Origin of the sequence: uncultured Acetobacteroides sp. (genome assembly GCF_963667355.2) — a bacterium.
Taxonomy (GTDB): domain Bacteria; phylum Bacteroidota; class Bacteroidia; order Bacteroidales; family ZOR0009; genus Acetobacteroides.
Genome location: NZ_OY763328.2, coordinates 335,763 through 351,615, shown reverse-complemented (window position 1 = coordinate 351,615; position 15,853 = coordinate 335,763). Strand labels below are relative to the sequence as shown.

Below are 15,853 nucleotides of genomic sequence, written 5' to 3'. Positions count from 1 at the left end.
TTAATTTTAATAGCGTACTACTTAAAATTGATGTTCAATCCAAGGGTGAAAATTCTTGGACGAGGATAGATGCTATTGTCGATACCACCCGATACTTCAGGGTCTAAACCACTATAGTTTGTAATAACAAATGCATTATTTACGCTAGCCGTAATTTTACCCGATAGCTTCTCGGTGAAAAGCTTGTTGAAGCTGTAGCCTAGGCTGATGTTGTCCATGCGGAAGAATGAACCATTCTCCACGTAGAAGTCAGACCAGTACTGAGGGGCGGAGAACTTCGTCTTGTTTACAGCGGTAGGGACGTTGTTAAGGTAGCCCGACTGGTTGTAAACTGAGGCATAGGTTGCTCTATCCGATGCAACGTTGTTGTAAACGTAGTTGTCGAGATAAACACGTCCGGCAAATGATAAATCCCAGTTCTTGTATTGCAATGCGCTCGAAATACCCATCGAAACAGTTGGGTTTGGCTGCTTGTAGAGGTACTTGTTAGAGTTGTCTGCGCTTACAGATCCACCCTTACCAGTTCTATCTACGTACAAACCTTCAATAGGCATTCCTGTTTTTGGATTGTAAACTTGCTGGAAAACTTGATATGAGTAAATAGGGGAACCAACTCTTAGTACCTGAACTTGGTTGCCATTACCTCCCGAGATTCCTCCTTTTTCAATACCTTGGAAGTTTGGATCGTCAAACTTGGTTAACTTGGTAATCTCGTTCTTGTTGTAGTTGATGTTGTAGCTAACGCTCCAGTTCAAATCTTTTTGCTGAATAGGACGAAGGTTTAACGAGAAGTCAATACCCTTATTCTCCATATCGCCTACATTGGTAATAAGGTAGTTTGAGAAGTTGGTTCCTGCTGCAATTGGAATTTCAGAAAGCAGGTCTTCGGTCTTGCGTAGGTATACGTCAACAGAACCCGAAACTCGATTATTGAAAATCCCAAAATCGGTACCGATGTTATATGTTGTTGTTGTTTCCCACTTTAGCTTTTCGTCGTAAGCAGCAGGGCGGTATGTATTAACGAATTTGTCGCCAAATTGGTATGCAGCAGATGGCTCGCTGATGGTCCAGTAAGGAATGTAGCCATATTCGCCGATACCCGCTTGTTGTCCGGTAATACCCCAACTGGCACGTAGCTTAAGCTCGTTAACAATTGTATTGGCAAGGAACTCTTCTTTGTTGATCTTCCAGCCTACAGCAACTGATGGGAATTGACCCCAACGGCCACCAGAGTAGAATTTCGACGAGCCATCAGCTCTAACAGTTGCCGAAAGGTAGTAGCGTTCTAGGAATGTATAGTTAAGTCTTCCAAAGAAAGAAAGTAGGTAACTTTCGTTTTTGCTGATGATGTTGTCTCTATTTACTTTGACAGAACTAGCATCGAAGTCTCTTCCTCTATACCAAAACCATTGGTCCGAATATCCAGCAGTTGCATCAAAAGCATGGTTACCGATAGTTTTGTTATAGTTCAAATAGATTTCAAAAAGCTCGTTTCTGTTGGTTTTATTCGAGTTGTTTATTCTTCCAATACCACCACGGTAGGTCCATGCGGCATCGTTTGGAGCGTTGTCAACATAGTGGCTTTCGGTGTAGTCTAACGCTGCGTTTACGGTTGCCTTAAGTTCAGGTAAGAAGTGGAACTTGTAATCAACTTGAGCATTTCCAATAAACTTGTAAATATCTCCTGTATTGTCGGTTTGATTAATCAACGAAACAGGGTTGCTTACACCAATAGGGTTAGGCTGTCCGTTCGAGTTGTTAGAGCCATTAGCGTTGGCGTCCGAAAGGTTAGTCCAAGTAAAGTAGCCACCATATTTAGAGTTGTCTCTAATCACTTGTGTAGGGTCGTAAGCTATTGCTGCACCAACGGCATCCTGCTCGCTATAGTTGATAGCTTGCTTAGAACCTCTAGCGTTAACGGTTAGCTTAAGGTAGTCGTTTAAAAAAGAAGGGTTGAACGAAACTGCAAGAGAGTTGCGCTTGTAGTTGTCGCCCTTAAGAACTCCATTTTCATCTCTGTAACCGTAAGATACACGGTAAGGATATCCTTTATATGAACCTTGGATAGCAATGTTTTGGTCTGTGCTGAATGCTGTACGGTAAACCTCGTCTTGCCAGTCGGTGTTAGCGCTGCCTAGGCGTTTTACGGCTTGGTCGTTTACTCCGGCAACTTTCTTTGCTGCAAGATCCTTAATAAGGGCTCTGTACTCATCGCCATTTAAAACATCGATTGTTTTTGGCAGGTAGCTAATTGACGAAGAGCCGTTGTAGGCTACACTTAGCTTAGAATCTGCTCTACCTTTTTTGGTAGTAATCATAATAACGCCTGTTGTTGCTCGCGAACCGTATATTGCAGTTGATGCAGCATCTTTTAAGATGGTAAACGATTCGATATCGTTAGGGTTTACAGCGTTAAGATCATCAGAACTCATAGGTATTCCGTCAATAACTACAAGAGGGTTGCTGCTTGCATTTAGTGAAGACTCACCACGGATACGAATCTTTGTAGCACTTCCAGCGCGTCCACCTTCAGAGGTAATAACGACACCTGCAGACTTACCAGACAGTAGCTGTTGTGGTGTGGATATAGCTCCTTTGTTGAAGTCTTTTGAGCCTACGGCTTGTACGGCACCAGTAGCATCAGACTTCTTTACCGTACCATAGCCAATTACTACTACTTCGTCAATGGCTTTGGCGGCTTCGGTAAGCTGTACGTTTAGAGTTGCTCCTCCAACTTTAGCATCGAATGGCGTGTAGCCCACAAAGGAGAACACGAGGGTTGCACCTTTAGGCGCATTAATTGAGTATGCACCGTAGATATCGGTAGCTACACCGTTGGTAGTACCTTTAACGATTACGCTTACCCCTGGTAGACCTTCACCAGTTTTGGAATCAGTTACTTTCCCTGTAACTTTCAGATTTTGAGCTATTGCTCCAACTGAAAATAGGGAAACTACCAGTAAAGTCATAAGGGATTTCCTTAATGCAGAAATGGGTAGTTTCATAATTCAAGTGTTAATTTACGTTCTAGAAATTGACCTTTTTGCACTACAAAACTATTGTAAGTTTAATAATGTTAACCAGTGTTGATTGTTTGTTTTTTTAGCAAACGTTGTCGCAATCGTTTGCGACTTGTAAAAAATGTTGTAAAACATAAAAATCATGGGTCGAAAATGGAATGTCAGAAAGAGTGTCATCTTTTCCTCTAAAAATGTTTATTTTGTAAATAAATTATTGAAACGCCTAATCGAATGACAAATAACCGAGTGACAATTAAAGATATCGCCAAAGAATTGGGGCTGTCGGTTTCGACGGTTTCTCGTGCGCTAAAGGATCATCCAGATATTAGCATTGAGACTAAGCGGGCTGTGGTGGAACTTTCGCAGAGGCTGAAGTACAAGCCGAATATGATGGCCTTGAGTTTGAAGAATAGCCGTAGCAATATTATTGGGGTGATTATACCGGAGCTGGTTCACTACTTTTTCTCTTCTGTCATTGCAGGTATTCAGGAAGTGGCTGATAAGCATAAGATGCGCGTAATTGTTCAGCAAAGTAACGAAAGTTTTGAGCAGGAAGGCGAAGCGCTAGACGCTTTTTCGGATGGATGGATTGAGGGGCTAATCGTATCTATTTCGAAGGAGACCATTTCCTATGAGCATTTCGACGAGCTGCAGGCAAAGGGCATCCCTATAGTATTCTTCGATAGGCCTATCGATCAGGATAACGTCGACTCCGTGGTCTTCGACGACTACAAGGGGGCTTACGAGGCAGTTGAGTATCTCCTTAAAATTGGAAGACGAAATATCGTTCATTTCGCTGGTCCTGCATCGACGCACGTGGGGCGCGAAAGGTTACGCGGCTACCGCGATGCGTTACGGGACAGCTCGATTCCCTTTAGGGAGGAATTGGTGGTGCATGCCGACTCGTTCGAAAAGGGAGGTACTGGTGTAGAGGCCTTGGTTGCGAAGGGGATTGAGTTTGATGCGATATTTACCTGCAACGATTTTACAGCAATTGGAGCTCTGAAGGCCCTGAAACGGGAAGGCTTACTGGTGCCCGACCAGGTGGCGGTTGTTGGCTTTGGGGATGAAGATATTGCCAAGATGGTAGATCCTCCGCTAACTACGGTGCGCCAGCCAGGGAAGGAGATGGGACGTGTGGCAATGCTAACGCTTATTGAAAAGATTAATAACGCTCCTACTAAGGAGCGAGAACATAAGCTAGAAGCGAATATTGTTGTCCGCGAAACCACCTAGCCACTAATTACAGTAATGCTATTTGAAGAGGGAATGCCGCTGGCATTCCCTCTTGCTATTTGAAGGGATAGGGCTTATGCTGCTTTTATCTACATGCGTCGAATTTTGCATTTTACCCAGTAGGATGAGGTGAACTGTTGCTGCGATTGCCGAATCTTGCAGCTTGTGTTCTGTTTTGAACTAGCATTAGCCTTATTGTGTAGCTCTGCTTTATGGCTACATCCTTTTTGTTTTTTCATTCTAACGCCTATTGGAATGCTTGTAAGGCTGTTTTGCTTTCTCGAAATACCGCTTTTCTACTGCACAAGAATCGATTTCCTGTCTTCGGGAAAGTAGTTCTGGTGCCACAGGAATTGATTTCCTGTCTTCAGGAAAGTAGTTTTGGTGCCACAGGAATTGATTTCCTGTCTTCAGGAAAGTAGTTCTGGTGCCACAGGAATTGATTTCCTGTCTTCAGGAAAGTAGTTTTGGTGCCACAGGAATTGATTTCCTGTCTTCAGGAAAGTAGTTCTGGTGCCACAGGAATTGATTTCCTGTCTTCAGGAAAGTAGTTCTGGTGCCGCAGGAATCGATTTTCTGTCTTCAGGAAAGTAGTTTTTGTGTTACAGGGAATGGTTTTCAAACTTTTGGTAGGTACCCTGGGTATTACCCGATTAGGTTTCCGAGGCATAATAAACCATTTTTTGTGCCATCAGAGGCGCTTTTCTGGTTCGGTGTGGGCACGTCTGGTGCTAGTAATGCTTTCTTTCGGAGTATATGGGCTGCGCGGTTGGGGGAGGATGCACGAACGGCAGGTACCTTTGGAAGTGTTTGTCCATGTATTTGGGGCAACTCCTGCTGTAGCAGGGGAGGTGTGCTCATCCAATATTTTTACCGTTAGAATTACCGTTTTCGATGGAATCGGGTGGACTGCTGCTTTTTCGGTAGGTGTTGCATCTGTGTAGAGGTGCCTTTTGAGAGCTATGCTAGCCGTACAGGAGTGTCGCCGACTCGGCATTGTGGCTGGTGGGAGATGCTTGCCCCTGCAGCTATAAGAGGCTGTTCCTGTCGTTCCGAAGGCGGAGGCGTGGTATCCTTCTGCATCGTATCCCGAGAAGAGAAGATCGAGCTGCTGTTGTGCGTAGATAGCGGTCTTTTATCTCCTTTTCTCGCATTTTTTCCTTCCGATCTTTGTTGGTTAGCCCTATTTCTGGTTTCCGCAAACCTTTGCGGTGGAACTGTTTCACCGTGGAAAAGATGTTGTGCAACATGTATTGGGTGAAAAATGTTAAAATATATACTCATGCAAACGTTTGAAATGCCAATATATCTCTTTTGCATTCTCTTAGCGAGGGAGTATATCAGAAAAGCAATAACTCTTTTCCCTATTTTTGGCTGTTGTTTTAGTTTATTTTAACGTTAACTTTATAGCACACAATAATGAAATCGAAACCTAAGCTGTCGTTCTGGCAGATTTGGAATCTAAGCTTTGGATTCCTAGGAGTTCAGGCGGGGTTTGCACTGCAAAATGCCAATGTGTCTCGTATACTATCCAACTATGGGGCCGATCTGAGCCATCTTTCCTTCTTTTGGCTTGTGGCGCCCATTATGGGCTTGGTAATACAGCCTTGGGTGGGTGCTGCTAGTGATAGAACTTGGAATAGGCTGGGACGCCGGAAGCCATACATCCTTGGGGGGGCAATTGCCGCAACTGTTGGTATGCTTTTAATGCCTAACTCCAGCTTGTTGGTGGCAGTAATTCCTCCAATCGTATTTGGCGCCATGATGCTAGCGCTGATGGATGCCTCCTTTAACGTAACCTTTCAGCCATTTCGTTCGTTGGTTGCCGATATGACGCCAGGTGAACAAACTACCTTAGGCTACTCCATCCAAACCTTTCTGATTAATCTTGGTGCAATCGTGGGCTCGTTCCTGCCTTTTGTGCTTACCAACTATATGGGTATTGCGAATACCGCTCCCGAAGGAGAGGTTCCCGACTCCGTAATCTGGTCGTTCTATCTTGGTGGCGGGGTGCTTTTGGTGTCGGTGCTTTGGACGGTTTTCCGTACGAAGGAGTATGCCCCCAAGGAGTTTGATGAATACCAAGGGAAAGTCGCCGAAGACGAGGGCGCAGCGACCAAGGGCAGCTTCTGGTCGACTCTTACGGGGATGCCCGTTGTGTTTAAGCAGCTGGCTGTAGTTCAGTTTTTCTCCTGGTTTGCGCTATACACCATGTGGGTTTATACGACTCCTGCTGTAGCGCAGCATATATGGGGAACTGCCATCGGCGACTCATCGTCGGCCGCATACAACGATGCCGCTAACTGGGTGGGTGTGCTGTTTGGCCTCTACAGCGTTTTTGCTGCATTATTCGCCATCGTGATGAACAAGCTCGCCGATAAGTTGGGGCGCAAGCTAACCTTCGCATCTGCGCTCTTTGTTGGTGCGTTAGGATTTCTGTCTATCTACTTTGTAAAGAACCAGTATGCGCTAATCCTTGCTATGGTAGGCGTAGGCGTTGCCTGGGCTGCCATACTTGCCATGCCCTATTCGATCCTCTCGCGCACTTTACCTGCGGGGAAAACTGGCGTTTACATGGGGCTATTCAATATCACCGTTGTGGTACCACAAATTGTCTGTGGCGTTTTATCGGGAATGCTTCTCAAGTACGTGTTTAGCGACCGTGCTATCTATATGATAATCATGGCGGGCATCTCTTGGCTAGCGGCCAGCCTGATGGTTTTTGTTGTTAAGGACAAGCAGGACGCTTAATCCGTTTTGTGAATAAAGTTGGCTGGCAGTGATAGTATGGTTATTAACCATTAGAAATACCTTTTTTGCCCATTAATCACTGCCGCCTACTTGTTTGTTGTTAGTTAATATTTAGAGGTACAATAATGAGAGAGATTAAAGCCTGTATTTTCGACTTGGACGGCGTTATCGTCGATACCGCAAAGTATCACTATTTGGCGTGGAAACGGCTAGCCGAAATGCTTGGTTTTGAGTTTACCCAGAAGGATAACGAGCGGCTAAAAGGCGTGAGCCGAGTTCGATCGCTCGAGATTCTGCTTGAGGTTGGAGGGGTAACTGCAACCCCAGAGCAAAAGGAAGTGTGGGCGCACGATAAAAATGAGTGGTATGTTGACTATATCACCAAAATGGGTGCCGACGAAATCCTTCCTGGTGTAGTTTCATTTCTTGCCGAATTGCGGCAGCATGGGGTGAAAACGGCTATTGGATCGGCAAGCAAAAATGCGAACCTGATCCTTACCCGCTTGGGCTTGATGGATAACTTCGATGTCATCATTGATGGCAACAAGGTGAGTTCGGCCAAGCCAGACCCCGAGGTGTTTTTTGCTGCTGTTACGGCTTTGGGCGTTAGCCCAGAGCATAGTGTGGTGTTTGAAGATGCAGAAGCCGGTATCGAAGCCGCGAAGGCTGGTGGCATGTTTGCCATTGGTATCGGTAGCGAGCAGGTGCTGGCTAAGGCCGATGTAGTTATTGGCGGGTTGTCCGATCTTAACTACGAGAAGTTTATGTGTTTGTTGAACAAGTAATCGTATCAGTGCTATGAATAATTATAAAGTTGACGAATGGAAAATTATCGAAGAGGCCTTTGACCCGCAGCGGGTGGAAGGTTCGGAGAGTATTTTCAGCATCGGCAATGGCATGATGGGCCAGCGAGCCAACTTCGAAGAGGACTACTCGGGGGAGATGCTACGTGGTAGCTATATCGCTGGTGTTTACTATCCCGATAAAACTCGGGTGGGTTGGTGGAAGAATGGGTATCCCGAGTATTTTGCAAAGGTGCTGAACTCTGCCAACTTTATTGGTATTCGCGTTAAGGTTGATGGGGAGTCTATTGACCTTAGCCAAAATAAGGTGGTGAGTTTTTCGCGCGTACTCGATATGCAGCATGGCTTGCTCCAACGCAATTTTGTTGTTGAGCTAGGCGATGGCAGCAAAGTTGAGGTGGTTGCCGAGCGGTTCATGAGCATGGCACGTCCTGAGGTTGCCGCAATTTCGTATTCGGTACGCCTGCTGGATGGCGATGCTACTATAGCCGTAGAGAGCTATCTGGATGGGGATGTGGTAAACGAAGACTCGAACTACAACGAAAAGTTCTGGGATGAGGTTGCCAAAACTTCCGCCAGCAACGGTGGCTACCTTGTGATGAAGACCAAGAAGCTAAGCTTTAACGTGTGCTGGAACATGGGCGTTACGTACGCCATCGATAGCGCTCTGGTACAGGCTAAGGCAATTTCTACCGAGCGCGAGAAGTACGTGTCGAGCAGCGCTGATCTGAAGCTGGTAAAGGGGCAAACCCTAACCGTAAACAAGTATGTTGCGGTGGCGTCTACCCTTAACCACCCTTTCGAGCTGCTAGTTCCTACGTCGGATGGCATCCTTTCGAAGGCTGTTGCTGATGGTTATGCGGTACTTAAGGGCGAGCATACCAGCAAGTGGCTGGAGAAGTGGCAGCATGCCGACATCGTTATCGAAGGTGATGCTGAGGCACAGCAGGGTATTCGCTTCAACATATTTCAGCTATTCCAAACCTACACGGGGGAGGATGAGCGCTTGAATATTGGCCCTAAAGGGTTCACCGGCGAAAAGTACGGTGGATCGACCTACTGGGATACCGAAGCGTACTGTTTGCCTTTCTACATGTCTACCGCCGGCGAGCGGGTGGCTAGGCAGCTGCTCATCTACCGCTACCGCCAGCTCGATAAGGCCATCGAGAATGCTGCGAAGCTTGGCTTTACCAATGGGGCAGCCTTATTCCCCATGGTCACCATGAACGGGGAGGAGTGCCACAACGAGTGGGAGATTACCTTCGAGGAGATCCACCGTAACGGGGCCATTGCCTACGCCATAAAGCGCTACATCGACTATACGGGAGATAAGGGCTACCTTGCCGAATATGGCCTAGAGGTGCTTGTTGGTATTGCTCGTTTTTGGGCTCAGCGTATCACCTGGTCGGACGAGCGCCAAAAGTATGTCATGCTTGGCGTAACGGGGCCTAACGAGTACGAGAACAACGTTAACAACAACTGGTACACCAACTATCTTGCAACTTGGACGCTGAGGTATGCTGCCGAAGCGGTTGGCTATGTAAAGCAAGCTAACGCTGCTCGTTGGACGGCTATTGAGGGTAAGATTGCCTTTAATAGCGATGCCGAGCTGGGCAAATGGGCAGACATTGTCGAGAAGATTCACCTTCCCTACAACGAAAAGTTGGGCGTTATTATGCAGCAGGATGGCTTTATGGATAAGGAGCAGATTCTGGTAAAGGATCTCAACCCTAGCCAACGTCCGCTCAACCAAAAGTGGAGCTGGGATAGAATCCTTCGATCGGTGTTCATTAAGCAGGCCGACGTGCTTCAGGGAATTTACTTCTTTGAAAACGACTTCGACTTGGAGACGATTAGGAAGAACTTCGACTTTTACGAGCAGCGTACCGTTCACGAATCGTCGCTTTCCCCTTGCGTTCACTCGATTTTGGCATGCAAGATTGGGGATATGGACCGTGCCAAGGCGATGTATCTACGAACTTCTCGTCTCGATCTCGACGACTACAACAAGGAGGTTAACGAGGGTCTTCACATTACCTCTATGGCCGGTAGCTGGATGTCGGTTGTCGAAGGGTTTGGTGGGCTGCGTATAAAGAATGATACGCTCTACTTCAACCCCTTTATCCCCGAAAATTGGAAGAGCCTTGCCTTTAAGGTTATCTTCAGGGGCCGAACTATTAAGGCTAAGTTTGAGGGGGGCAAGACCATCCTCACCAACGAAAGCGGGCAACCGCTTACCGTAATGGTAAAGGATGAGGCTGTTTGCATTCCTGCTGGCAGCACGGTAGTGGCGTAAGCGCTGCTGCCTGCCGTAGCAAATAATGCGTAAGCTGGCGTGGTGCTGGGCCTGTTCTTTATTGGTTGTTCCTCTAATTGGGGGCATCTCTTCTCTTTTTTTGAAGGGAAAAGTACCAACTGGGATGTAAATGGCTACCTTCGCAGTCGGCAGCGGTTTGCATAACGGATAAAATGTGTACATCCGGCGCAGAGAACGCTGCTAATATAGCTACGAATTGCATTTCGCAATTATTATACGTTTTTTTATGTGGTTTTAGAAGGTCGGTCATAGTCGTGAAGATTATGGCCGATTACCTTTTTATGGCGGCAGCGCCACCTTTGGTATAGCTTTAGCGCTTGGGCGTCGCCCGTAGCTTCGGAAATAAATAGGGACGGGTCGGCAGTAGGGTTTTCCCTGCTGCCGACCCGTCTTGCCGTTTTTACGGTTCTATACCCCCATCTTCTTGTAGAAGTCCTTCAGCGAGTTTACCGAATCGGCAAGGATGGTGAGCTTGTCGCCGATATTCACCCGGGTAAAGCCATCGGGGATGAAGACGTTCTCCCCTCGGTGCAGCATCGAGATGGTTATGCCCTGGGGCAGGTCGAGGTCTACCAGCATCTTGCCAACGCATCGGTGCTCGGGGAGCACGTCCAGCTCCATGACAATCGACTTTACCTTGTTGGCCAGCTCGATGTCCACCGTCGACTTTTTGCGGATGTGCATGGGAACGCTCAGCCGTAGCCGCTTGGCCAGCGTCGGGATGGTGGTTCCCTTCAGCAAAACCGAGGTGAGCGAGATGAAGAACACGAGGTTGAAGATGAGCGCCCCCTTCTGGATTCCGGCATCGAGCGCGTATATCGATAGGATGATGGGCACCGCGCCGCGCAGCCCCACCCACGAGATGAATAGCTTGGAGCGGGTGCTAAACTGCGACTTGGCCAGGCAGGTAAACACCGCAATGGGGCGGGCAACGAAGATGATGAAGGCCGAGAGCAGCAGCCCAACGCCCGCTAGCGGAAGCAGCTGCGATGGGGTAACCAGCAGTCCAAGCGTGAGGAACATGATGATCTGCATCATCCACGCCTGCCCGTCGAAGTGCTTGATGAGGCTGCGCTTATGCACAAACTCGTGGTTGCCGAGGATGATGGCCGCCAGGTAAACGGAGAGGAAGCCGTTGCCGCCTATCAGGTCGGAGACCCCAAACACCAGCAGCGAGAGGCTCAGCAGCAGCACGGCGTAAAGCCCGTCGAAGTGGAGGTCGATGCGGTTGATGATGCGGATGATGGCAAACCCCATGCCCACGCCCACGGCGCCCCCCAGCGCAAACTGCTTGACGAAGAACCAGAGGTACCCCCACGCGTTGGTGTCGGGGTGCTTGATGAGCATGATGAACACCAAGGTGAGCAGGTAGGCCATGGGGTCGTTGCTGCCGCTCTCGAACTCGAGCAGGGGGCGGATGTTGTTCTTCAACCCCATGCTCTTTGAGCGGAGGATGGTGAATACCGCCGCCGCATCGGTCGACGAGATGATGGCCCCCAGCAGCAGCCCCTCCTTAATGTTGAGCTCGGTGGTGTAGGCGATGAATAGCCCGGTGAGCAGGGCCGTGATTACTACCCCCAGCGTAGAGAGCAGCACGCCCCGCTTGGCAATGGGGCGGATGTCGGCGTAGCGGGTATCCAACCCTCCCGAAAAGAGGATAAGGATCAGCGCAAGCGTTCCAATAAACTTCGATATTTGGGTGTTGTAAAAGTTAATGCCGCCGGGGCCATCTACGCCGGCAAGCATGCCCACCAGCATAAAGAGGATGACGACCGGAATGCCGTACTTGGTTGTCTTGCTGAGGAAGACGCTCAGCACCAAGAGCGCAGAGCCTATTAAAAGAAGGTTGTTTAGAGTAAATTCCATGGGCTTTCTACGTTGGCTAGTTGCCAAGATAGGAAAAAATGGCGCAATTCTTTTGCGCTAGGCGCATTTTCCACGGCTTCGGATTGAAGAGTCCGGTAGCCGTTTCGGGTTCCGATTACTACCTCCGTACATCTCGGGAGGACGTTTTGGGTTCCGATTGGCTCTACCCAACATCTCGGGCGGACGATTCCGGTTCCGATTAGCTCTGCCCGACATCTCGGGCGGACGATTCCGGTTCCGATTGGTTCTACCCGACATCTCGGGCGGACGATTCCGGTTCCGATTGGTTCTACCCGACATCTCGGGCGGACGATTCCGGTTCCGATTGGTTCTACCCAACATCTCGGGACGACGATTCCGGTTCCGATTAGCTCTACCCGACTTACCGAGAAGACTTTTTCGGATACGATTAGTTCTTCCGTAGATGCACAAAAGGAGGGCCCGCCTGCGCGAGCCCTCCCTCCAGTACTAATCGTTATGGGGTGCTATCACTTCCGTAGCACCGTTGCTATCTTTTTTACCGCCGAGGCCTGGAAGAATCCAACAGCCCCATTCGAGATGTTTCCGGTAATGGCAGCACCTGGGGGGGGAAAGAAGGGCATAGGCTCGTCGGTAGCCGACTCCGCAGCATCAATAAAATTTTTGAACTCTTCGCTGATGGAGTAGGAGTAAACCGTTATCTGGTCGCCCACGCTTCCCTCTACATTGCCAAAAACACGGATGTTATCGAAGTGCTGCCCGTTGGTGATTTTATCGTTGTAGTACGACCACTTGTTGAGCGTATCGATCAGCTGCCCGTTTCGGGCGTACTTAAACAGGATGAAGTCCCCCTTATCGGGGTTGTCGGTAAAGGTGAGGCGAATCTCGAAGTAGTCGGCATCAAACTCGTGCGTTCTGGTCGATGCCGCCTCCATCAGCTGAGGCTTGTTCATTTTCGATGATGCCTTGTACACCTGCCCGTCTACGGTGATGGTCAGGTTGTAGGTTTTGCCAACCTCGCCCACAAAGCCCGATGGGGCGTAGTAGACACCCGGGGTTTGCTGGGTGAAGGCGATGTCCTTACCATCGACGTTAACCACCACCGAGGCATCCTCCACGGGCTGTGGCTTTACCTGATTTAGGTAGCTAACCGTACGCGATAGCCTGATGAATTGGGGCTCGTTTTGGTCGGTAATCATTCCTTCTACTACGAGCAGGTTTTTATTTTGACCGTTGAGGTCGAGGTCGAACTCCTTCTTGCAGCTGGCAAAGAGGGAGGCGATGGCAATTAAAATGGAAAATATGGTGAGCTTGCGCATGGCTTAAAACTTAAAGTTATAGGTTACTGATGGAATAATCGGGAACATCACCATTTTGTAGGTTTTGATCTTCGTTTGATCCTTCTCGTCGGTTTCGAAGTACACCGAGTAGGCGTTGCCCCTGTTGTAGGCGTTGTACACGGCAAAGTTCCACTCGCTCTCCCAGCGTTGGCCGGGCTTGCGCTTGTTCTTGATGGTAAGCGACAGGTCCAGGCGGTGGTAGTCGGGCAGGCGCGAAGCGTTCTTATCGCCGTAGATGGGCAGGTTCATGTTGCCGTAGCCGAAGCGCATCGTTGGGTAGGTGATGGGCGTTCCGCTGTAGTACGTCCACGACGAGGTCAGCTCGGCGCGCTTGGTAAGCTTGTAGGAGAGCGTTACGTTCAGGTTGTTGGGGTGGTCGTAGTTGGCCTTGTACGACTTGCCCTGGTTGATGTCGGCGAACTTGCGGGTAGCCTTCGACAGCGTGTAGCTAACCCATCCGGTAAGGTTGCCGGTATTCTTGCGGGCGAATATCTCCACCCCGTACGACTGAGCCTTTCCGAAGCGCAGCTCCTTTTCGAGCTGGTTGTTCAGCAGCAGGTCGGCGTTATCCTTAAAGTCGATCTGGTTTTGCATCCACTTGTAGAAGCCTTCAACCGACAGCTCGTAGGCGTTCTCGTCGAAGTTGCGGAAGTAGCCCAAGCCCACCTGGTCGGAAACCTGCGGCTTCACGTAGGCCGATGCGGAGAACCATACATCCAGCGGCGAGCCGGCTGCCGAGTTCGAGGCCAGCTGCAGGTACTGGCGCGTGCGGCTGTAGGCCGCCTTTATCGACGAGGTCTCGTCGAGGCGGTAGTTGGCGCTAAAGCGGGGCTCCAGCCCAAACGACGAGTGGTAGATGCTCCCCTTGCCGTGCGATACGGTATCGGTTACCTCGAAGCTCTTGTTGATGGTGTAGGTCGATCCTGGGCCCATGTTGTGGAACGACGATAGGCGTAACCCGTAGATAAGCGTTAGCTTCTCGCCGAGCTTCTGCTCGTCCTGCAGGTAAACCGCATTTTCGATGGCGCGGCTGTCGGTGGTCTGGAAGTCGCTCTTCTTGCCATCCACCTTAAACATGCCGGGTTGGATGAAGTGCAGCGTGCTGGCCAAGCCAAACTTGATGGTGTTGTTAGCCCCTTGGTAGAGCGTAAAGTCGTACTTCAGCCCAACATCCTCGAGGTTGGAGCGCCACTTAAAGGTTGGCTTGGCGTTCGAGTTGCCGAGGTTGTACTGGTAGTTGGAGTAGATAAGGGTAAGGTTAGAGAACAGCTTGCTGCTGAAAACGTGGTTCCAGCGGGTGGTTACCGTGGCGTTTCCCCAGCTGAACGAGAAGTCTTTCCCAAAGCCGGCAAAGTCGCGGCCGAAGTAGGCCGAAACGAACACCCGGTTGTTGGCGTTGATGTCGTAGTTGGCCTTGGCGTTTACGTCGTAGAAGTAAAGCTGGTTCTGGCGCATCATCGAGTCCTTGGATAGCTTCAGGAACATGTCGGCATACGTTCTGCGCGCCGAGATGATGAACGACCCCTTATCCTTCTTGATGGGCCCTTCGACGGTAAGGCGGCTGGAGATAACCCCGATACCCCCGTTAACGTGGTACTCCTTTCGGTTGCCATCCTTCATGCGGATGTCTAGCAGCGAGGAAAGCCTTCCGCCGTTTGACGCCGGGATATCGCCCTTGTAGAGCGTTGCATCCTTAATGGCATCGGAGTTGAACACCGAGAAGAAGCCCATAAGGTGCGATGCGTTGTAAACGGGAGCCTCATCGAGCAGGATAAGGTTCTGGTCGGTTGATCCTCCGCGAACGGAGAACCCGCTCGATCCCTCGCTGGCCGTTTGAACGCCCGGCATCAGCTGAATCGACTTCATGATGTCCGATTCGCCCATTAGCACGGGTAGCGTACTCAGCTTGCGGGGGTCAATCTTGGCCATCCCCATTTGGGTGCGGCTTACGTTTTCGTCCTTGCGGGTGCTGGTTACAATAACCTGCTCCATCTGTACGTTCTCGCTTTCCAGTTCCTCGTTGAGTACGGTATTGGCGTTGAGGTTAACCTTCTTCTCCGTTCGGTTGTAGCCCACAAATGTGATGGTTACGGTATACTCGCCCTTAGGCAGCGATATGGAGTAAAAGCCGTAGGGGTTGGTTACAATTCCCTGTTTAGTTTCTTTGATGTAAACGGTAGCGCCGATGAGCGTCTCCCCGTTCTTCTTGTCCTTGAGGTAGCCGCTTAGCGTATAGCGGCTTTGCGCGCTTAGTTGCACAGAGGTGCCAATTAGCAGCAGCAGTAAAGAAACGTACCTAATGTAATACATGGGTTTGGTTTAAATAGTTATTCTTTTGCAAAGGTTGCATCATTGTTTCCATATCCCAAGAAAATATCGATGAAAGGCAGGAACTAGGCGATAAACAACCAAGACGCTTGCTGTCGGGGGCGCCATCTGCGCTTGGCGAGGCCAGGTTTGCGCCGATGCATCCCTGTATTGGGTTCGCCGTTTTCCGGTGGAACCGATACAATCCAGTAGGTGCTTCATCCTCCCTCATGC

The 15,853-nt window shown here is 49.4% G+C and carries 8 protein-coding genes; 4 read left to right on the top strand and 4 right to left on the bottom strand.

What is annotated here, in order from left to right:
- Positions 1–17: 17 nt before the first annotated feature.
- Positions 18–2,969, bottom strand: coding sequence for a TonB-dependent receptor (locus ACHZA1_RS01480; RefSeq protein ID WP_320053471.1), 2,952 nt, complete (start codon positions 2,967–2,969; stop codon positions 18–20).
- Positions 2,970–3,251: 282 nt separating this feature from the next.
- Here ACHZA1_RS01480 and ACHZA1_RS01475 point away from each other — a divergent pair, with 282 nt between their 5' ends.
- The 4 genes from ACHZA1_RS01475 (at position 3,252) to ACHZA1_RS01460 (ending at position 10,106) form a co-directional block, all read left to right on the top strand.
- On the top strand, positions 3,252–4,256 hold the full coding sequence (locus tag ACHZA1_RS01475; RefSeq protein ID WP_320053470.1) for a LacI family DNA-binding transcriptional regulator: 1,005 nt from the start codon (positions 3,252–3,254) through the stop codon (positions 4,254–4,256).
- A 1,419-nt stretch (positions 4,257–5,675) separates the two neighbouring features.
- Positions 5,676–7,007, top strand: coding sequence for an MFS transporter (locus ACHZA1_RS01470; protein ID WP_320053469.1), 1,332 nt, complete (start codon positions 5,676–5,678; stop codon positions 7,005–7,007).
- Between the two features lie 125 nt (positions 7,008–7,132).
- The gene (gene pgmB, locus ACHZA1_RS01465; RefSeq protein ID WP_320053468.1) at positions 7,133–7,792 is read left to right on the top strand and encodes a beta-phosphoglucomutase; all 660 of its coding nucleotides are present in this window, start codon (positions 7,133–7,135) and stop codon (positions 7,790–7,792) included.
- A 13-nt stretch (positions 7,793–7,805) separates the two neighbouring features.
- Complete coding sequence (locus ACHZA1_RS01460) at positions 7,806–10,106, top strand: family 65 glycosyl hydrolase domain-containing protein (protein ID WP_320053467.1); 2,301 nt, start codon at positions 7,806–7,808, stop codon at positions 10,104–10,106.
- Positions 10,107–10,535: 429 nt separating this feature from the next.
- On the opposite strand, the gene ACHZA1_RS01455 is transcribed toward ACHZA1_RS01460, so the two are convergent.
- The 3 genes from ACHZA1_RS01455 to ACHZA1_RS01445 form a co-directional block, all read right to left on the bottom strand.
- Positions 10,536–11,993: a potassium/proton antiporter gene (locus ACHZA1_RS01455; RefSeq protein WP_320053466.1), complete on the bottom strand. Its 1,458-nt coding sequence runs from the start codon at positions 11,991–11,993 to the stop codon at positions 10,536–10,538.
- Positions 11,994–12,481: 488 nt separating this feature from the next.
- Complete coding sequence (locus ACHZA1_RS01450; protein ID WP_320053465.1) at positions 12,482–13,291, bottom strand: DUF4249 domain-containing protein; 810 nt, start codon at positions 13,289–13,291, stop codon at positions 12,482–12,484.
- A gap of 3 nt (positions 13,292–13,294) precedes the next feature.
- Positions 13,295–15,622 carry a TonB-dependent receptor gene (locus tag ACHZA1_RS01445; protein WP_320053464.1) on the bottom strand — a complete coding sequence of 776 codons (2,328 nt, stop codon included), beginning with the start codon at positions 15,620–15,622 and terminating at the stop codon, positions 13,295–13,297.
- Positions 15,623–15,853: the final 231 nt, after the last annotated feature.

Excerpts from the sequence above, each read along its gene's own strand:
- pgmB (WP_320053468.1), top strand. The coding sequence starts at position 7,133 with ATGAGAGAGATTAAAGCCTGTATTTTCGACTTGGACGGCGTTATCGTC.
- ACHZA1_RS01450 (WP_320053465.1), bottom strand. The coding sequence starts at position 13,291 with ATGCGCAAGCTCACCATATTTTCCATTTTAATTGCCATCGCCTCCCTC.
- ACHZA1_RS01445 (WP_320053464.1), bottom strand. The coding sequence starts at position 15,622 with ATGTATTACATTAGGTACGTTTCTTTACTGCTGCTGCTAATTGGCACC.
- ACHZA1_RS01455 (WP_320053466.1), bottom strand. The coding sequence starts at position 11,993 with ATGGAATTTACTCTAAACAACCTTCTTTTAATAGGCTCTGCGCTCTTG.
- ACHZA1_RS01470 (WP_320053469.1), top strand. The coding sequence starts at position 5,676 with ATGAAATCGAAACCTAAGCTGTCGTTCTGGCAGATTTGGAATCTAAGC.
- ACHZA1_RS01460 (WP_320053467.1), top strand. The coding sequence starts at position 7,806 with ATGAATAATTATAAAGTTGACGAATGGAAAATTATCGAAGAGGCCTTT.
- ACHZA1_RS01480 (WP_320053471.1), bottom strand. The coding sequence starts at position 2,969 with ATGACTTTACTGGTAGTTTCCCTATTTTCAGTTGGAGCAATAGCTCAA.
- ACHZA1_RS01475 (WP_320053470.1), top strand. The coding sequence starts at position 3,252 with ATGACAAATAACCGAGTGACAATTAAAGATATCGCCAAAGAATTGGGG.